15 protein-coding genes and 1 pseudogene are annotated in these 18,297 nt (G+C 57.0%); 6 read left to right on the top strand and 10 right to left on the bottom strand.

The window, feature by feature from the left end:
• Positions 1-75 precede the first annotated feature (75 nt).
• Positions 76-1,626: a DEAD/DEAH box helicase gene (locus ACQZ5M_RS03910; RefSeq protein WP_296085109.1), complete on the bottom strand. Its 1,551-nt coding sequence runs from the start codon at positions 1,624-1,626 to the stop codon at positions 76-78.
• 420 nt (positions 1,627-2,046) lie between these two features.
• On the opposite strand from ACQZ5M_RS03910, the gene ACQZ5M_RS03915 reads away from it, so the two are divergent.
• Positions 2,047-4,005 carry a response regulator gene (locus tag ACQZ5M_RS03915; protein WP_449079121.1) on the top strand — a complete coding sequence of 653 codons (1,959 nt, stop codon included), beginning with the start codon at positions 2,047-2,049 and terminating at the stop codon, positions 4,003-4,005.
• Positions 4,006-4,118: 113 nt separating this feature from the next.
• On the opposite strand, the gene ACQZ5M_RS03920 is transcribed toward ACQZ5M_RS03915, so the two are convergent.
• The 3 genes from ACQZ5M_RS03920 to ACQZ5M_RS03930 form a co-directional block, all read right to left on the bottom strand.
• Complete coding sequence (locus ACQZ5M_RS03920) at positions 4,119-4,502, bottom strand: DoxX family protein (RefSeq protein ID WP_296019934.1); 384 nt, start codon at positions 4,500-4,502, stop codon at positions 4,119-4,121.
• 331 nt (positions 4,503-4,833) lie between these two features.
• Positions 4,834-5,631, bottom strand: a complete 798-nt coding sequence (locus ACQZ5M_RS03925; protein ID WP_449079122.1) for a class II glutamine amidotransferase — start codon at positions 5,629-5,631, stop codon at positions 4,834-4,836.
• Between the two features lie 112 nt (positions 5,632-5,743).
• Positions 5,744-6,364, bottom strand: coding sequence for a L,D-transpeptidase (locus tag ACQZ5M_RS03930; RefSeq protein WP_296019938.1), 621 nt, complete (start codon positions 6,362-6,364; stop codon positions 5,744-5,746).
• A gap of 437 nt (positions 6,365-6,801) precedes the next feature.
• On the opposite strand from ACQZ5M_RS03930, the gene ACQZ5M_RS03935 reads away from it, so the two are divergent.
• Genes ACQZ5M_RS03935 through ACQZ5M_RS03945 form a run of 3 tightly spaced genes read left to right on the top strand, consistent with a single transcriptional unit; the run spans position 6,802 to position 10,005 of the window.
• Positions 6,802-8,211, top strand: coding sequence for a circularly permuted type 2 ATP-grasp protein (locus ACQZ5M_RS03935; protein WP_296085115.1), 1,410 nt, complete (start codon positions 6,802-6,804; stop codon positions 8,209-8,211).
• Between the two features lie 3 nt (positions 8,212-8,214).
• Positions 8,215-9,156 (top strand): alpha-E domain-containing protein, encoded by a 942-nt coding sequence (locus tag ACQZ5M_RS03940; protein ID WP_449079123.1) that lies wholly within the window; start codon positions 8,215-8,217, stop codon positions 9,154-9,156.
• Positions 9,157-9,183: 27 nt separating this feature from the next.
• On the top strand, positions 9,184-10,005 hold the full coding sequence (locus ACQZ5M_RS03945) for a transglutaminase family protein (RefSeq protein WP_449079124.1): 822 nt from the start codon (positions 9,184-9,186) through the stop codon (positions 10,003-10,005).
• Between the two features lie 36 nt (positions 10,006-10,041).
• Here the strand turns inward: ACQZ5M_RS03945 and ACQZ5M_RS03950 are convergent, their stop codons facing one another.
• Both ACQZ5M_RS03950 and ACQZ5M_RS03955 read right to left on the bottom strand, forming a co-directional pair.
• On the bottom strand, positions 10,042-10,458 hold the full coding sequence (locus ACQZ5M_RS03950) for a hypothetical protein (protein ID WP_449079125.1): 417 nt from the start codon (positions 10,456-10,458) through the stop codon (positions 10,042-10,044).
• Positions 10,459-10,527: 69 nt separating this feature from the next.
• Positions 10,528-11,409, bottom strand: coding sequence for an MBL fold metallo-hydrolase (locus ACQZ5M_RS03955; protein WP_449079126.1), 882 nt, complete (start codon positions 11,407-11,409; stop codon positions 10,528-10,530).
• A 229-nt stretch (positions 11,410-11,638) separates the two neighbouring features.
• Here ACQZ5M_RS03955 and ACQZ5M_RS03960 point away from each other — a divergent pair, with 229 nt between their 5' ends.
• Positions 11,639-12,232, top strand: coding sequence for a class I SAM-dependent methyltransferase (locus tag ACQZ5M_RS03960; protein ID WP_449079127.1), 594 nt, complete (start codon positions 11,639-11,641; stop codon positions 12,230-12,232).
• 404 nt (positions 12,233-12,636) lie between these two features.
• Here the strand turns inward: ACQZ5M_RS03960 and ACQZ5M_RS03965 are convergent, their stop codons facing one another.
• From ACQZ5M_RS03965 to catB, 3 genes and pseudogenes are all read right to left on the bottom strand, one after another.
• The gene (locus ACQZ5M_RS03965; protein WP_449079128.1) at positions 12,637-13,716 is read right to left on the bottom strand and encodes a DUF7256 domain-containing protein; all 1,080 of its coding nucleotides are present in this window, start codon (positions 13,714-13,716) and stop codon (positions 12,637-12,639) included.
• A gap of 215 nt (positions 13,717-13,931) precedes the next feature.
• On the bottom strand, positions 13,932-15,368 hold the full coding sequence (locus tag ACQZ5M_RS03970) for a PAS domain-containing protein (RefSeq protein ID WP_296073639.1): 1,437 nt from the start codon (positions 15,366-15,368) through the stop codon (positions 13,932-13,934).
• Between the two features lie 483 nt (positions 15,369-15,851).
• Positions 15,852-16,495 (bottom strand): annotated as a pseudogene (gene catB, locus ACQZ5M_RS03975) (type B chloramphenicol O-acetyltransferase).
• A 280-nt stretch (positions 16,496-16,775) separates the two neighbouring features.
• On the opposite strand from catB, the gene ACQZ5M_RS03980 reads away from it, so the two are divergent.
• On the top strand, positions 16,776-17,183 hold the full coding sequence (locus ACQZ5M_RS03980) for a VOC family protein (RefSeq protein WP_296102299.1): 408 nt from the start codon (positions 16,776-16,778) through the stop codon (positions 17,181-17,183).
• A 102-nt stretch (positions 17,184-17,285) separates the two neighbouring features.
• On the opposite strand, the gene araD1 is transcribed toward ACQZ5M_RS03980, so the two are convergent.
• Entirely contained in the window at positions 17,286-18,281 is a 996-nt protein-coding gene (gene araD1 / locus ACQZ5M_RS03985; RefSeq protein WP_449079129.1) for an AraD1 family protein, read from the bottom strand.
• Positions 18,282-18,297 lie beyond the last annotated feature (16 nt).

An 18,297-nucleotide genomic window follows, 5' to 3' on the forward strand; every position in this document is an offset into this window, starting at 1 on the left:
CATCGTCCTGAAAACACGCTCAAAACAAAAACGCCCGGATGATCGTCCGGGCGTTTGTGCATTCATAAAGCTGTATCAGCCGCGCTTGCGACCGCGACCGGCGTTACCGGCAGGACGCGCCTGACCGGCAGCGGCAAAGGAGCCGGACTTGCGAGCCGGACGGCCCTGACCACCGCGGTGCTTGCGCGGACCGGCAGACTTCGCGCCCTCGCCACCGTCAACCTTGGTGCGCTTGAAGTCGGACGTGACTTCCAGATCGTTATCGCGCTCGACCGGAGCGAACTCGCCCGCACGCTGACCGCGGAAATCGCCGTTGCGGCGCCCGCCTTCACGATGACCACCTTCACGGTGACCGCCTTCACGATGACCGCGCGCCGGACGGTCGCCATGCGAACGCTCGCCGCGCTCGCCACCCTGACGACGTCCACCGTTACCTGCGCCGTTTCCACGACCGCCACGGTTGCCGCTACCGCGGGTCGGGCTGGCAAGACCTTCCGGACGCTCACCGGAGAGGACCGGAATTTCGATCTTCATCAGCTTTTCGATGTCGTGCAGCAGACGGGTTTCGTCCGGTGCGCAAAACGCAATCGCGATACCATCACGACCCGCACGGGCCGTACGACCGATGCGGTGAACATAGGCATCCGCCACTTCAGGCAAGTCGTAGTTGAAGACGTGCGTTACGGCTGGAATGTCGATGCCGCGTGCAGCAACGTCGGTCGCCACCAGCACCTTGACTTCGCCATCCTTGAAGCCCTTCAACGCGCGCTCGCGCTGACCCTGGCTCTTGTTGCCGTGGATCGAAGCAACCTTATAGCCGACATGTTCGAGATGCTTGTAAAGCTTCTCGGCGCCATGCTTGGTGCGAAGGAAGACGATGGCGCGGCCATCCGGATTTTCGGCAAGCGACTTCTTCAGGAGGTCGGTCTTGTCGTTCTTGCCGGCGACGAAGTGAACATACTGCTCCACCTTGTCGGCAGCCTTGCCCGGAGGCGTGACTTCCACCTTGACCGGGTCGGTCAGGTAGCTACCGGCAAGATCGGCAATCGCCTTCGGCATGGTGGCCGAGAACAGAAGCGTCTGGCGCTTTGCCGGCACCATCTTGGAAATCTTACGCAGGTCGTGGATGAAGCCGAGATCGAGCATCTGGTCGGCTTCGTCGAGCACGAGATGCGTGACCTTGGACAGCGAAATTGCGTTACGCGCAATCAGGTCGAGCAGGCGGCCAGGGGTCGCGACCAGAATGTCGGTGCCCTTTTCCAGCTGCAACTGCTGCTTGTTGATCGACGCGCCGCCGACAACCTGGTTGATGCGAAGCGGCGTCTTCTTGACGAAGGAGCGCAGGTTCTCGCCGATCTGGTTGACCAGCTCGCGCGTCGGCGCAAGGATCAGAGAACGGGTGGTGCGGTTGGCAGGACGTTCGGCATGCTTCATCAGCATTTCGATCATCGGCAGACCGAATGCGGCAGTCTTGCCGGTGCCGGTCTGTGCAAGACCGATAACATCGCGGCCTTCCATCAGAAGTGGGATGGCTTTCGCCTGAATAGGTGTTGGTGTCGTATAACCGAGTGCGGTGACAGCGGCCACGATCTTTTCGGAGAGGCCGAGTTCGTTAAAACTGGTCAATAGAATACCTTTCGGGGCGCCAAAACGCTTCAGCCGGTACAGCCCATGCTGTCCGGTTGTCTTGGCGTCAAGAACCCCGCGTGAATTGGGAACTTGGTGGGTTGAAATAACTCTCTGCGCTCAGCACCGGCGAATGATCGCCGTATTCTGCATCAAATGCGCTTTTCCTTCATGCGTGCGTATGATTTTGAAAGGACGCTACAGCTCACGCGGCTGTGGAAGGTGAAAGCTTGAGACGGCATGTGGTCTTTTTGTCGAAAAAAGTCAAGCAATTCTTTCGCCCACGCTGCGGCAGCGACTTGATGCTTATGGTTAAAAAAGCTTGAAAAGCCTTCAGGGCCCATGGTTTTTCGAGCGTGGCTCTCTTAGCCTGTGACAAGATTAAAGATATTTGATTCTATTGATGGTTCGGAGCGCGGCTTGAGTATCGAGGGCAGCTTGTTGGAAAGGGCCTGCCAGGGAATTTTGTCCCTGCGCCTGCCGGCTTGCGTCAAGGATAGTGAGCTGCGCTATGTCTGCGTCAACAATGGATATGCCCGTTTTGCCGGAAAACGCCCGGAGGATTTCGTCGGGCAGTCGAGCCATATGATGTTCGATACGGCTGACGATGTGGAGCGAGAAGACAAGGAACGCCGCTGCCTCGTCTTCGCGACCGACGAGATCGCCACCTGCCGGGGCATAGTGCCGGACGCTCATACGCTGCACTGCGAACGCTTCATCGACGAGACTGGGCAAATCTTTCTTTATGAAGTTTTCGAAAAGATGCCTGCTTTCGGCGGCGTGCGGCAGTTAAACACTGCCAGCGGTCTGGAAATTGCCGATCCGCCTTACGGCAAAGCGATCGAGGCGATTGCGCTGCTTCGCACGCCGCTCGCCGGCATTCTAGGCATGGCGCAAGCGCTTGCCCGAACCGATCTCGACGCCCGGCAGAAAGCCTATGCAGACAGAATAGTTCTCTCCGGCAACGCCTTGTTGCAAAGCCTCGACGCTGTACTGCACGCCTCACCCGACATCCCAGTATCCTTGCAAACCAGCCACTTCGACCCCGCCGATTTGGTGGAGGAGATAGCTTCGCTGCTCGCCTTCTACGCGCGGAAGAAGGGAGTGACCCTTTTTGCCGACATCGATATATCGGCAGAGATGATCGTCGAAGCGGATGCGGCGCGCTTGCGCCAGATCGTCACCGAGCTTGTCAGCAACGCCATCCGCTTCACCCATTCCGGCCACGTCATCGTCAGGCTCCAAGCCGAGCACGCCGCGTCAGGCGGCATCTCGCTTCTGCTCACCGTGGAAGATACCGGTGTTGGCATGTCGCAGGAGCAACTCGCTTCACTTCTGGGCCAGCACGATGGTTCGGCACGTACCGTAACAGGTTTTGCAGAAACCATCAGCAACGTCTCTCTGCTCGACGGCCAGATCGAAGCGGAAAGCGAAGAGAACAAAGGGTCGGTCTTCACGGTCAAACTACCGGTCGCCGTGATCTCGGCGCAACCCGTCACGCCTCTGTGCCCCCCCGATTCGAGCATATTGGTGATCGATGGCGATGCAATCAGCCGCGATATCCTGACAAGGCGCCTGCGCGACTGGCGGCTCGATGCCTATGCCGCTGAGAACGGTGCCACCGGACTTGCAATTCTGGAGGAAGCGGTGGCCTTGGGCTTGCGCCCTGCCGCCATTCTTATCGATGAAACCATGACGGATATGCCCGCCGATGACGTGGTGCGCTTCATACGCCACCATCCGGGCGTGCAAGACATCCCCGTGATCCTGCTGACCTCGCTGGTCAAAGACGAGCTCGACGAGGCCGCGCACGCCTACATAGCCAAACCCTTGCGCATCCGACACCTGAGAGACGCGCTGGAAGCCTTGCTGCCCGCCCCTGCTCTGCACAATAATCTGTCTCCACAAGTCACAGCGACGATGACGAATGATCAGTCGCAGTCGATTTCTACGCCTCTACCGTCCCGAAAAAGCGGTGCGGGGATCGATGTGCTGGTGGCAGAAGACAATGAGGTGAACCAGATCGTCTTCAGCCAGATCCTGCAGCAGACGGGACTCGGTTTCCGCGTCGTCGGCGATGGCAAGACAGCGGTGGAGGTCTGGCGCGATGAGAACCCATCGCTGATCTTGATGGACGTATCGATGCCGGTCATAAGCGGCTATCAGGCAGTCCAGTCGATCCGCCAGATGGAAGACGAAGAGGACGGCCGCCTCGGTCGCGTCCCGATCATCGGCGTCACGGCGCACGCTCTCGATCGTGACAGCGAACTATGCCTCGCCTGCGGCATGGACGATTATATTTCCAAACCCATCAGCCCGGAACTGCTGCGCGCCAAGATCAACCAGTGGCTACCTAGAGGCGCGCTGGAAGCGCTTTAGGCGGAGGAAGACGCAGCCGTACGTTACTCGGACTGCGGAGCGAGCAGCAGAGCCTCCGCCACTCGTTGCCGCTATCCCCGGCCTTGCGCCAAGGATAGCGACGAAGAAGTTTCTTAGCGCTTATCGACAGCAAAGGCTCCCGGACCTGCGGTCACGAGGAACAGGAAGATGAAGCAAAAAAGGATTGCAGCATCGCCCCCGTTGATGGCAGGGAAGACGCTTTTGGGCGCATGTGCCATGAAATAGGCAACAGCCATTTGGCCGGAGAGAATGAAGGCGACCGGGCGGGTGAAGAGACCGATGAGGATGAGAATGCCGCCGACGAGTTCAAGCAACGCGGCCGCAAGAAGAAGTGGGGGAAGTGATCCTTCCATTGTCGCAGCGGGAAAGCCAAAAAGCTTCTGCGTGCCATGTTCGATAAAGAGAAGCGCGGCGATGATGCGCAGTGCTGCTAGTGCGTAAGGCTGATAGCGGGAAAGTTTTTCAAATACGGACATTCAAGCGTTCCTGATTGCGCATTCCCAGCGCCTTTGATCGGCGTCGTGTCTAGAAATGCTATCAAACAATGAGTTGGAGCTAGGGCGGCGGAAATATGTTCACCGCATTTGCTCAGGGTTGCACATCGTCAATAGGCTCGAAATTTGGCGTCCAACAATCACATTTGCGCTATCAAAAAAGAAACAAGCCGCCAAAGTTCGGCTCAACTCCCCGTTGAGTTGTAAAAGACGGCCTACTCTGTGCGCTCGCTCGCAGGATTCAACCGCTAGCACGCGTTAAAGCCAGAAATTTATCCACATGTTCTGAGATAAATGCATGCTTGGACCGCGCTCATGCGGTCATCAAAACCGCGTCCCGATAATAGGGGGTGAAGGGGCTGAATTCGATCTTACCTTTCACGACGGTTGCCACTGTATTGGCCGGAATGAATTCCCACATCTCTCCGCCAGTGCCGAAAGGCTCGGAGGCGATCGCGATACCTTCTCCGATGTTGCGCCAATAGAGGGTCGGCGGGCGCGCATCGCTCGACCAGCGGAATGCATGCAATTTTTCGCCATCGGCATGAATGGCGCTAAAACGGATCGGCTGGTCCACGCCGGCATCCAGCACCACATCCATGCAGATCTCGATGGTGCGCGAAAGCGCGTCGACCGGGTCGCGATCGAGACCAAGGCCTGCCGCGATCAGGAACATTGCCTCGCTATCGCCATTACCGGCGCGCGAACAATAGACGTCGTCGGAAATATGCGTCTCGATAGCGCGTTTCACCTTTTCATAGCCGCCGATCTGGCCGTTATGCATGAAGAGGTGCCGGCCAAAGCCGAAGGGATGACAGTTCGCCATCGATACGCCGCCGGTGGTCGCAGAGCGTACATGCGCTAGAAACATGCCAGCGCGGATCTGATGACAGAGCGAGGTCAGGTTCCTGTCCGACCATGCGGGCAGGATGCCGCGATAGATGCCGGGCTCTGGTCGTTCGCCATACCAGCCAATCCCGCACCCGTCGCCATTCACCACCGTCTTTGCTTCCCTTGCGGCAAGCGACTGGCTGATCAGCGAGCTTTCCGGCTCGATCAGAAGCGTGTCGAGCCAGACAGGTGAACCGGAATAGGCCAAGAAACGGCACATGCGAATACCTTCGTATCAGGTTCGGGGCGCCCCCACCGATTACATCATCGGGGACGCCTTCTTTGTTGAACGAAGCCGCTCTAGCGCCGGATCAGGGCGTTAATGAGATGCTTCAGGCCTGAATTACAACCACGCGGGCACCGACCGGAACGCGCTCGTACAGGTCGATGATATCGTGGTTGAGCATGCGGATACACCCGCTCGACATCGCGTGCCCGATCGACTGCGGCTGGTTGGTGCCGTGCAGACGGAACATCGTGTCATTACCGTTGCGATAAAGATAAAGAGCGCGCGCACCCAGCGGATTGTTAAGACCACCTGGCATGCCACCGGCATATCTCAGGTTCCGCTCCGGCTCGCGGCGGATCATGTTAGGCGTCGGCGTCCAGCTTGGCCATTCGGCCTTGCGTCCGACATAGGCATTGCCCTTCAGCGCCAGACCCTGGCGACCGACACCAACGCCATAGCGCACCGCGCGACCACCGCCGAGCACAAAGTACAGGCGGCGTGCCGGTGTATCGACGACAACGGTACCGGCCGGATAGGTGGTCTCGTAGGCCACTTCCTGGCGGCGCAGTTCCGGCTTGATCTTCTCAAGCGGCATGGCTGGCATAGGATATTGTTCATTTGGCAAAGCTGCATAATTCTGCCGCTGGCCCGCGGGATTGATACTTGCACAACCTGCCAGGAAAAGTGGCAATCCAAACAGAACACCACGACGCGAAATCGACATATTACCCCCTGCCGCAACGAATCTTTCGATTTAACGAGAGGTATAATTTTATGGTTAACAAACGCCTAATATCTGCAATCGATAGTTAAGGGTCACATGACACGACCTCAATTTACGGTCACAGCGAGTTTGCAAAAGCGAACAGAACTGTTCTGCGACGCTATTCCCAACTTTTAATGGAAAGATCCGCCGACAAGTCGAGCCTATTTTATAGGCAAAGATAGTTTGGCACCTCCTCCCAAATTTGGAACTCACTCGGTGGTATCACTTGAACTTTTCAGGCTCTGCCGCATTTTAATGCTACACGTGAAAGATTGCTTTATTTTCAGCCACTTTGCGTCACGGCGGCACACCAAAAAATCTAAATCGCCGCCCTCTCATCCGGCTTGCATTGCTTCGGGCATTGTATTCAAATGTACAAAAAGGGGACCTGAAAGTTGGCATTTGATGAAATGATAAATGCGGACTCAACGCCGCGAAGCCCATACGCAAACTACAACGACTGGTACAGCCGCCAGGACAGGGCGCACCTGATCCAGAAATCGAAAGACGCTGAAAACATCTTTCGCAGAACCGGCATCACCTTTGCCGTTTACGGCCACGCCGACAGCGCCGAAAAGCTTATCCCCTTCGACATCATCCCGCGCATCATTTCCGGCAAGGAATGGCGCAAGCTCGCCCAGGGCATCGAGCAGCGCGTCATTGCGCTCAACGCCTTTCTCGATGACATCTACCACAAGCAGGAAATCATCAAGGCCGGTCGCATTCCCCGCGAACTGATCGAGAAGAACGAGGCCTTCCTGCCGCAGATGATCGGCTTCAGGCCGCCCGGCGGTGTGTACACCCATATCGTCGGTACAGATATCGTGCGCACCGGCGAAGACCAGTTCTATGTGCTGGAAGACAACGCCAGAACGCCTTCCGGTGTCAGCTACATGCTGGAAAACCGCGAAACCATGATGCAGATGTTCCCCGAACTCTTCCACGAGAACAGGGTCCGGCGCGTCGAGGATTACCCCTATCTTCTGCGCCAGTCGCTGGCTTCACTTGCGCCGCCTGGCTGCAAGGGCAAGCCACGCGTGGCAGTCCTGACACCCGGCATCTACAACTCCGCCTATTACGAGCATTCCTTCCTGGCCGACATGATGGGCGTGGAGCTGGTGGAAGGCTCGGACCTGCGCGTCATGGACGGCAAAGTGAAGATGCGCACGACGCAAGGCTATGAAGCGATCGACGTTCTCTATCGCCGCGTCGATGACGACTTCCTCGACCCCCTCACCTTCCGCCCGGATTCCGCGCTCGGCATTCCCGGCATCATGGATGTCTACCGCGCCGGAAACATTACCATTGCCAATGCGCCAGGTACGGGCATTTCCGATGACAAGGCGATCTACTCCTACATGCCGGAAATCGTCGAGTTCTATACCGGCCGCAAGCCGCTTCTGGAAAATGTGCCGACCTGGCGCTGTTCAGAGCCGGACAGCCTGAAATATGTTCTCGACAACCTGGCCGATCTCGTCGTCAAGGAAGTTCATGGCTCGGGCGGATACGGCATGCTGGTGGGCCCGACCGCCAGCAAGAAAGAACGCGCGCTATTTGCCGACAAGCTGCGGGCGCGCCCGAACAATTACATCGCCCAGCCGACACTGTCTCTCTCCACCGTCCCGATAATGGTGAAGAACGGCATCGCACCGCGCCATGTCGATCTTCGTCCCTATGTGCTCGTGTCCGACAAGGTCAAAATCATTCCAGGCGGCTTGACCCGCGTGGCCCTCAAGCAGGGTTCGCTCGTGGTCAACTCCAGCCAGGGTGGCGGCACCAAAGACACCTGGGTACTGGAGGACTGAGCCATGTTGGGAAGAACTGCAAACGGGCTCTACTGGATGTTCCGCTATATCGAGCGGGCCGAAAACATTGCGCGCCTCGTCGATGCGGGCCTGCGTGTCTCGCTGACGCGAAGCGGCAGTGCGGATGAGGATTGGGACGGCGTGCTGCAAAGCGCGGGCGTGCGCGAAGCTTTCCTCCAAAGCAATGAGAAGGTGACGTCCGCCGATGCGATCGACTATCTCCTGCGCGACAAGAGCAACCCGTCGAGCGTGATGTCCTGCATCGACTCCGGCCGTAACAATGCCCGCATGGTGCGCACCGCACTGACGCGCGAAACCTGGGAAGCGACCAACGAATTCTGGATCGAGTTGAAGAGCCTGCTTGGACGCCGCCTCAAACCGGCAGAAATGCCGCATGTCATCGACGTCATCAAGCATCGGGCAGGCTTGGTGCGCGGCGCCTTCCATGGCTCGATGCTGCGCAACGATCTCTACAACTTCTCGCGCATCGGCACGTTCATCGAACGAGCGGATAACACGGCGCGCATTCTCGACGTGAAATATTACGTGCTGCTACCGGCGGCCGCGCAAGTCGGCTCGTCCCTCGACAATGCGCAGTGGGAATCGATCCTGCGCTCCGTTTCCGCCCATCGCTCCTATGGCTGGGTCTACGACGCGGAATACAAGCCCGCCAATATTGCCGACTTCCTCATTCTCAACGCCCGCATGCCGCGTTCTCTTGCCTACTGCTATGAGAAGATCGTCAGCAACCTCGGCTATCTCGCCAAAGACTACGGAGAGCGGCACAAGGCGCACGAAACATCCGACGCCATTTTGTCGACTTTGAAGGAAACCACCATCGACCGCGTGATGGACCGGGGCCTGCACGAGTTTCTGGAAGCTTTCGTCAATAGAAACGGCCAGCTTGGGCAGGAAATTACGGACGGCTATCGCTTCTATCAGTAAGCGGAACAAGACGGGGACACAGGGCGAATGCGTCTGAAAATCAACCACACAACCGAATATCTTTACGAAGAGCCGGTGCCATATTCCCTCCAGCGCCTTCGCCTGACGCCGGTCAGTGGACCGATGCAGACGGTGCTGAACTGGGACGTCGCCGTCGATGGCGCGACCGTCGAAGTGGCCTATGACGATCATTTCGGCAATCGCGTCGAGCTTGTGGAGAGCGAAGGTCCGAGCCGCGCCGTCAAGGTTACGGCAAGCGGCGAGGTCGAAACGAAGGACAAGGCAGGCGTCTTCGGCCCGCATATCGGCAACGCCCCGCTCTGGCTCTTCATGCGCGACACGCCGCTGACCAAGCCCGGCAAGCTCATACGGGATATCGCCCGCCAAAGTTCAGGCAGCACCGAGCTCGAACGTCTTCACGAACTGATGGCGCTGATCCACCTTGAAGTAGCATACCAAACCGGAAGCACCGGCACCGAGACCTCGGCCGAACAGGCGCTGGAGGCCGGCAAGGGGGTCTGTCAGGACCACGCCCACATCTTCATTTCCGCAGCGCGGGTGCTTGGCCACCCTGCCCGTTATGTTTCCGGTTATCTGATGATGGAAGGCGTGGACGAACAGGTCGCGACCCACGCCTGGGGTGAAGCTCACCTTCCCGGCCTCGGCTGGGTGGGCTTCGATGCCGCCAACAAGATCTGCCCGGACGAGCGTTACGTCCGCATCGCCACCGGCCTTTGCTACCGCGATTGCGCCCCCGTCTCCGGCATGCGCGTCGGCGTCTCCGGCGAAAGCCTGAGCGTGTCCGTCACCGTGCATGAGTCCCAGAGCCAAAGTCAGTCGCAGAGTTAGGGGTATTAGCAAGGATTACGCAGTCTGTGGATGAAGTCAGAATGCTAGGCCGTCGTTTCTAACCACGCCGGCTAAAGCTAGGTGCGGAGACCTGTATACGTTGTCATGGCTGACCAATGTAACAGCCTCGAAAATAACTTCGATCATCAGATCATTGAAAGATATCAGCCAAAGCCTCGCGTGCAAAACACTCCACTTTGCTACCTCTTCCACACCGATAATTTCGTTAAATGCCCACGGATTGATCCGGTACCTACAAGCGTTCAGACCTTCCACGTTCATTGGCGTGATCTTAATGTCAATAACGTCGATAAATCTAAGGACCACGTTGCCGCCGCCCGCTCGTACGGAGGCTTCATAAGAGACGAAAGCGTCACTTCCATCAAAGAACACTGCAGGATTTGCAACAGTTCCTACTCCTGGAAAATCTTCCAGGGGACTGACCACTTGCATGACGGTTCACCGCTCGTACTGATGTTATATCATAGACTATCCAAGTAACTTAGGACCTGTCAGTAAATGCTAGATGAAGGCTACCATTGCTTGTCTCGACGCTATGGCGGCCGCAAGATTGGAGCTGTGGCAACGTCTATAAAATTCTATTGCTTCCAAAGACATACCCGCTGGAATATCGACGAAGTCTTCCAGCCTCATTCCTTCACGCTCATGCAGAGCCTCGTGTTCCAGAGCAGAAGCAGGAAGTAGAGCCACGGCCTCTTGAATGTTTTCAAAATAGGCAATGTTGCGATCCAAGACGGCGGGGTCACTCGTCTGACCATGCGCAAGAACAAGCTGCTTCGGCTTCAGGCTGCGAATGCGGTTCAACGAGGAGCAGAGACTGCGCAGATCGTCAGGCGCGCTGCTCCAAACTTCCGGAATGGGATGCTCGACCGCATCCACCGCCAGGCACGTCTCGATCTCGGGGATCCAAACGGCAAGATGATCTGGCGTGTGTCCAGGCGTGTGCAAAAGATGCAGGCTGAGATCGCCGCCATGCAGCGTCATGTTCTCGCCGCTGAAGGTCAATGTCGGTGACACAAGCTCGACCTCGTGAAAGCGGGGCTCGGTCGTTCTCTTCTGTTCAAGCATGTGGAGCGCAGACGGATCGCGCAATCGCTCGATTGCAGATTGATGCGCAATGATCGGCGCACCACTGACTGCACGATTGCCCCAGAAATGGTCCCAATCCATGTGCGAGTTGACAACGATCAGAGGCCGACCCTGCATCCGATCGGCAAGCAGATCCAGCGCGTGACGACACTGGCTGGGTGTCCCCAGCGTATCGATCAGCACGTTGAAACGCTCGGTCCCGACGAACACAGCGTCGACCTCATCGCCAGCCCGGATAATGGCGATACGGTCATCCAGGCCCGCGTAGGACGTCAGCGTCACATCATTCGTCATTGTTCCCACCGCTTGATTGCCAAAACGCAACAGACCGTTTTACGACTTGGCCAGATCATGGTTGGAAGGCTTTGATGTCGTCAAGCGCTTAGACGGTCTTCGTGTGCCAGCCTCGCAAAAGCCCCCAAGCCCTGAACAGCTTTCAGACGGATGGCGGACTTGGAGATTGTTGGACAGACGTGCTAAACCGCTTCTCCTTTAAGAAGGTACCACTAGGAAGACACGGTCCATGACAGCCCGCGACGACAATACGATCGATTTTTACGCCCGAGAAGTTGCTGCCTATACGACCCGAGGCGAAGAGGCCTCCCCTCGCCTGAAGGCCTTTCTCGCCATCCTGCCAGCGGGCGGTCGTATTCTTGAACTGGGCTGCGGCGCAGGTCAGGATAGTGAGGCCATGCTTGGTCTCGGCTTCGACGTTCACCCCACAGACGGTACGCCTGAAATGGCCCGCGCTGCCCAAGACCGTCTCGGCGTTGCGACCAGCACGCTGCTCTTTGAGGATATTAAAGAGCAAAACGCCTATGATGGAATCTGGGCCAATGCCTGCCTGCTACACGTGCCCCGTGCCACGCTTCCGTCCATCATCGCCCGCATCCATGCTGCTTTGAAAGATAAGGGCGTGTTCTATGCCAGCTACAAGGCAGGCACTGCTGAAGGCCGCGACGATCTCGACCGCTTCTACAATTATCCTTCTCCCGAGTGGCTTTTGGAGGTCTACCAGCAATGTTCCTGGACCTCAGTCACTATCGACGAAGCCGAAGGCGGCGGCTACGACAACAAGCCAACCGACTGGCTGCATGTAACCGCCGTGAAACCATAACGGCGCCCTTTTTTTGGGCGCGATCCTGCTTTTCACGTTGCACACCGCATATCCGCGGAACCTAGTCCACTCAGAACTGTTCTCAGCGTGGGGAACACAGGGACAGAATTCGTGACCGGACAAGAATATCGATTGGCAAGATTTTTGAGCCATGACGCCATAAAGCAAACCTCTCGCCCTGCATCGCGAAGATCTGTGCAGACCGACGAACTTTTCTCGCACCTGCTACAGCGCCTGGACGAAGCAGAGATGCCGGATGATCAGTCTTGCGCAGATGCCGAGAAGACAGGCGTTCAGAGTTGCAAGATGCTTCCTTGTTAACGAAGAGCTCCAAGACCTCTAACTGAGGGTGGGCCCGCGCCTGCATCACGAGTGCGAGCCTTCACCTGAGCGTCGCTGAGCGATCAGTATATTTGCACCCCGTTGCTCTTCAGTTTTTCAAGAACGTCCCTGTTGTCAGCATCACGGGAAAGACCTTCGACCTTCTTGAGCGACCGGATATCGAGCAGAGCTTTTATATTTTCGGCTGGAACGTTGATGTCGATCCATTCAAGTTTGTGCAAAGGCACAAGTGTTTGAAGATCGAAACTGTTAATCATCGACGTGACAAAAATCGCTTTCAGATTGACGCAGAGGCCAATATCCGATGTGTCTCTAACGTCGAAAACAGTCTCTTCACCTCCCCAGAAATACCATGCATAGGGATAAATCTCTTCCCCGCCATCGAATTGTACCCTGTCGACGGCATCGAGGAGCTCAGGCGTCAGGGGGTAGCGAACAAGATAATCAAGCGCCTGCGGTATAAGGTCATACCCGTCCTGCTCAAGATCGACCTGTCGGCCAAGAACATGGCTGGCAAGTTGCTCTGGAGTGCCAAGGTCAAGCAGCTTGGATCGCAACAGCGATGACATGACAACGAGCTTCAAATTGGGATCGGAAAACGGAGCGCCGGGGGCGCCCTTGGCAACCGGGTATGGTGGGGCAGTCGGTTCTGTATATTCGGCCTTGGGGTTGGAAATCTCAATCTCGTACAGATTTCCATTGCTGATCCGCGCAGACAAAATGCCCTCCGGAAGACGCATTGTGCCGTAGCGCGTCCCGCGCAGGACCTTACTTTCCTCACCGACCTTCATGTCGGGGACAGCAGATGGCAATTCTTTGAGGCTGATGCCCATGGGTACACCCGCTATTGTCTGATCGAAGCGAGAGTTGAACGTGATCGTTCCAATCCGACCGGTACGATCCAGTCGCACGATCACCCCATAGGTGTTTTCCAGAATGTCGATCACCCCACCCTTATGCGGCGCAGGGGCGCGCCAGGCGGTACCCATGGCCTTCTCAACTGCCGCGCCCGGCATGCCCGGTCGCAATGCTGCAAGTGCTGACACATCCACGCTATCGTCTTGCGCTATCAAAGGCTCGCCTCCCATTCCCGCAACGATACCCAATGTGACTGCTCCGGTGAGGAACTCTCTTTTTCGCATACGTTGCTCCGTGCGCAGATCATGAACCTGAATGAGGAAGGATGATGATATCCGAGAAACGACCAGAGATTAAATGCGGGCTTGTTTCATCGCTTCTGCGGGGACGTCTTCGACCCGCTACGGCGAAATACTATTCCCGATACCGGCAGCGCAAAGGCACTGAAAGAAGGATTTTCCGTGCCGAGAGACAGACGGCCCCGGCGCAAATTTACCTCTCAGATCTCGGAGAGCGAAGCCAGGTTTGTTGATGCCGTGAAGACGACGCCCGTTACGTTATAATCGATAGAGGCTTTGCCAGTCAGCCCCAGCCCAAGCATTCTGATCAAGCGGGTGCCGAAACCTGATTTTTTCGGCGGGCTCACGGCAGGGCCTCCGCTTTCAACCCACGCGAAGTGAAACTCATCGCCATCGATCCTCCAATCGATGATGACTCTTCCCTCACTCGTCGACAACGCACCGTATTTGGCCGCATTTGTTGCAAGTTCATGCAGCGAAAGCGCAAGCGTGTTGCTCCCCTGGTGGGACAGAAGGAAATCTGGACCTGAGATAACAAAACGCTTTCCCGCATCGAAGGGTTCAATCGCGCGTTCGATGACAGCCCTGATATTGGCTGAGAGAAAGTCCCTACCCCGCAGCACATCATGAGACCGTCCAAGCGCATCCAGGCGGCTCGTGATGTTGTTGCGCATCGTCGTGACATCAAAATCACCGCGCATCGACTGGTTGACGATAGACTGCACGGTCGCCATCATGTTCTTGATGCGATGGCCCATCTCCTGGGCAATGACCGCCTTCTCCGCCTCGACTGCCTTACGCGCCGTGATGTCCATCGAAATGCCGTTCATCATCAACGGTTGACCGTCAGCCCCGAACTTCGTCTCAGCCCTGACCTCGACCCAGATCACCTCGCCATCCGGGAGGTTGACACGGTATTCGATCTGCAGATTGCCGTCAGACGATAATGCCGAGGCCACCGCTTCCTGCCAACGTTCACGATCGCCGGGATGGACGGCGGCCTTCAGGTCATCGTAATCGAACTTGTCTGTCGGGTTGCGGCCAAAATTCGCCTTGCACAGAGCGGAGCATGAGAGCCGCTGCGATGGGATATCCAACGTCCATGTTCCAAGGCTGCCCGCCTTGAGCGTGAAGCTCAGGCGCTCCTCATTGGCGATAAGCTCGGCGATCCGGCGTTGCAACTCGACCTGATAATCTTCCTGATCCCGGATTGTCTTGATCGCACGCTCCCGCGTGACATCGAACTGCGAGGCAAAAAAATAGGTCAGTTGCTCGCCATCGAAGACAGGCGACACAAGCAGCCGGTTCCAGAAGACGGAACCATCCCGCCTGTAGTTCAGAAGGTCGAGCTCAATAGCCTTTCGCTCAGCAATTGCCCGCTTCAGACGGATAACATCGTCAGCATTGGTGGCTGGCCCCTGAAGAAAGCGGCAGTTCTTGCCGAGAATTTCTTCGCGGCCATACCCCGTCAGCTTACAAAATGCGTCATTTGCAAAGACGATCGGGTTGTCAGCTCGGCGCGGATCAGTGATGACCATCGGCATCCGGGATGCGCGGATTGCTGCCGCAAACGGATCGGCACCAGATACCAATTCGCTGATCTCACGCTCAATACGCCGGTGCTCAGTCGTGTCCATCGCCTATGCATATACTCCCTTTGTTCTTTTGTATTGCGGAAAATAGATGGACGACAAAAAACTGGCGCAACGGGAATGCGTGCCTATACACCGCTCCCATTGCTCTCTGAGTGACCTAGAATTCGGTATCCTGTGATGTGATAATCTCCCAGACGCGAGAATGATACCGGACGTAGCAAGGCTGGTCGCGCCCTCTGTCGAACAAACGGTCAATCAATGGTTCCGATATGGCTTGAAGCACGCCATCATGCCCCACTAAAGCGATCATCGATGCATCACATTGGAGTAGCGCCACCTTCTTCATTAAAGCCCTGCTGCGAAGGAGCAGGCACGACCCAAGCTCCCCATCGTCTGGCAGTATACCCTTCAGTTGTTTTCGCGTTACGCCCCGCTCTCTCTTGTGCAGTTTAAGGGCGCAAGATGCTCTGTCGCCGAGAAAGCACTGCAAAAAGTTTGAGGCCCGCCCACATCTCATAGCGGACCTCAATCGCGCCAACCTCTGAGTTCTAGCGACCGCCAGTAGCGGTACAAAGCCTCCACATCACCACTGGTGATGATCGGCATTGCAAAGGACAATCGATCATCCGACCAATCCCACCATGCCATTTCGTCCAGTAGCGCGATCTCACGATCCCTAAACCGCTTGCGAATGACCTTCGCCGGGTTGCCGCCGATAATGCTGTACGGCTCGACGTCACGCGTCACCACCGCGCGTGTACCGATGACAGCACCGTTGCCGACACGGACGCCCGGCATGATGATTGCCTCCGAACCGATCCATACATCATTGCCAATGACGGTGTCACCGGCGGGAAGATATCCGTTCTTCGCGTCGCGGAAGGCCTGTACCTCAGGCATCCAATAGAATGGAAATGTGCTGATCCATTCATGCCGATGCCCTGGTTTCCCGCCACGATGAAAGCAGCACCCGAACCGATCGAGCAGAAGCTGCCGATGATCAATCGATCGGCGCCCTCATCCGGCACGAGATAGCGCGCACAATCCTCAAAGCCGTGGCCGTGATAATAACCCGAATAGTAGCTGTAACGACCAACGGAAATGTTGGGGTTGGTCACCTGCTTGTCGAGCGTGACGCCCTTGAACGGGCTCTGGAAATAGTTCTCCATGGAATCCTCCTGCATGGTCAATTCTCGTTCGCATGAGCAAACGAAACCAACGCCGGAAGCCGTCAGCTTCTGACGCGCCACGCCCCTCGCGTCAGAGCGGGAGCGAAATGCAGGGGGTACACGGTGCAGATTTCATCGTAGTAAGATAGTCGAAAAAGATGCGTTGCCAACGAGCCGGGCAGTCGTGACATACACGAGCCGCTCCGGTTGAGGTTCGGCCATCCTGTCAAATCGCATTAGCTTGAGCGAAACACACCATTGATCAAAAGAAAACCGCACGATGAAACCACCAAAGGCCATCCTTGAAACCGTGATCTACGCCACAGATCTTGATGCTGCGGAGCGCTTCTATTGCGACATCATAGGCTTGGAAGTCGTCAGGACGATCGAGAACCAGTTTGTCTTCCTGCGCTGCGGCGAGCAGATGCTGCTGATCTTCAACCCGGAGACTTCACGCATTGCGGACGGTGGTAATCCTCTTCCGCGCCATGGCACAAATGGTGCCGGACACTTGTGCTTCAGAGCTGAGAACAGATCGGAAGTCGATGCGTGGCGCGATCACTTCATCGCCAAGGGTGTTGAGATCGACCTCTATCACAGGTGGGACAATGGCACCTATTCCGTCTACGTCAGCGACCCCGCAGGCAATTCTGTCGAAGTGGGAGAAGCAGGCCTATGGGCAATCTAAGAGGACGTGCGCTCTGACAAAGAAAAGGGCCCGAACGCTAAGCGTCGAGCCCTCTTCGTCAAGTCTGACGGACGGCATCCGATAAGAAAACCGCCCTGCCCGCTAAATCTGGCGAACCGTGATCGTCTCTTCCTCGGCAACCTTCAGCGGGTTGCGCAGCGGCAGGCCAAAGCCACCGGCTTCGATCTCGAACACATCGCCAGCTTCGGTCTTGATGCCATCCGCGAAAGACAGCGTGGCCGTGCCGAACATGTGAACATGCACTTCGCCCGGAACGCGGAACAAGCCGTATTTGAAGTGATGATATTCGAGGTTCGCGAAGGTGTGGGACATGTTGTCCTCACCGGAAACGAACGGCTTTTCGAAAATCACCTTGCCGTCGCGCAGGATACGGGACGTGCCGCGGATATCGGATGGCGGTGCGCCAACGCGAATTTCCGGACCGAAGCTTGCGGGGCGCAGCTTGGAGTGAGCGAGGTAGAGATAATTGATCCGCTCGGTCACGTGGTCGGAGAACTCGTTCGACACGGCAAAGCCGATGCGCACAGGCTCGCCCTTGTCGGAGATCACGTAGATACCGGCCATCTCCGGCTCTTCGCCGCCATCAAGCGCAAAAGACGGAGAGACGAGCGCTGCACCCGGGGCTGCCGAGACGTGGCCGTTGCCCTTGTAGAACCATTCGGGCTGTACGCCCTTTTCGCCAGCCTTCGGCTTGCCGTTCTCGAGGCCCATCTTGAACATCTTCATCGAGTCCGTCAGCGTCTCGTCAGACGCTTCCGAAGTCTTCTTGTGCATGCTGTCGCGCGTGGCGGCAGAACCGAGATGCGTCAGGCCTGTGCCGGTCAGATGCAGATGCGCCGGATCCGGATGGGTGATCGGCGGCAGGAAGCGGCCTTCGGAATAGGCCTTTTCGAGATCGACCGCATCGCCAAACCCGTGGGCCGCAATTACCTCAGCGAGCGACTTGCCGCCATTGGCAGCTTCCATCGCCAGCGCATAGACCGAATCTGTATTGTTGACCGCACGAGCCTGCTCGCCGCCCTCGCGTGCCGCGACGATGATCTTGCCGCTGGCATCCTTGATTTGAGAAATCAGCATGATTGTTCCTTCCTGG

Source organism: Rhizobium sp. 22-785-1 (assembly GCF_053521965.1).

Coding starts and splice junctions, on each gene's coding strand:
- ACQZ5M_RS03920 (WP_296019934.1), bottom strand. CDS start 4,502: ATGTCCGTATTTGAAAAACTTTCCCGCTATCAGCCTTACGCACTAGCA.
- ACQZ5M_RS03925 (WP_449079122.1), bottom strand. CDS start 5,631: ATGTGCCGTTTCTTGGCCTATTCCGGTTCACCTGTCTGGCTCGACACG.
- ACQZ5M_RS03930 (WP_296019938.1), bottom strand. CDS start 6,364: ATGTCGATTTCGCGTCGTGGTGTTCTGTTTGGATTGCCACTTTTCCTG.
- ACQZ5M_RS03940 (WP_449079123.1), top strand. CDS start 8,215: ATGTTGGGAAGAACTGCAAACGGGCTCTACTGGATGTTCCGCTATATC.
- ACQZ5M_RS03945 (WP_449079124.1), top strand. CDS start 9,184: ATGCGTCTGAAAATCAACCACACAACCGAATATCTTTACGAAGAGCCG.
- ACQZ5M_RS03950 (WP_449079125.1), bottom strand. CDS start 10,458: ATGCAAGTGGTCAGTCCCCTGGAAGATTTTCCAGGAGTAGGAACTGTT.
- ACQZ5M_RS03955 (WP_449079126.1), bottom strand. CDS start 11,409: ATGACGAATGATGTGACGCTGACGTCCTACGCGGGCCTGGATGACCGT.
- ACQZ5M_RS03960 (WP_449079127.1), top strand. CDS start 11,639: ATGACAGCCCGCGACGACAATACGATCGATTTTTACGCCCGAGAAGTT.
- ACQZ5M_RS03965 (WP_449079128.1), bottom strand. CDS start 13,716: ATGCGAAAAAGAGAGTTCCTCACCGGAGCAGTCACATTGGGTATCGTT.
- ACQZ5M_RS03970 (WP_296073639.1), bottom strand. CDS start 15,368: ATGGACACGACTGAGCACCGGCGTATTGAGCGTGAGATCAGCGAATTG.
- ACQZ5M_RS03980 (WP_296102299.1), top strand. CDS start 16,776: ATGAAACCACCAAAGGCCATCCTTGAAACCGTGATCTACGCCACAGAT.
- araD1 (WP_449079129.1), bottom strand. CDS start 18,281: ATGCTGATTTCTCAAATCAAGGATGCCAGCGGCAAGATCATCGTCGCG.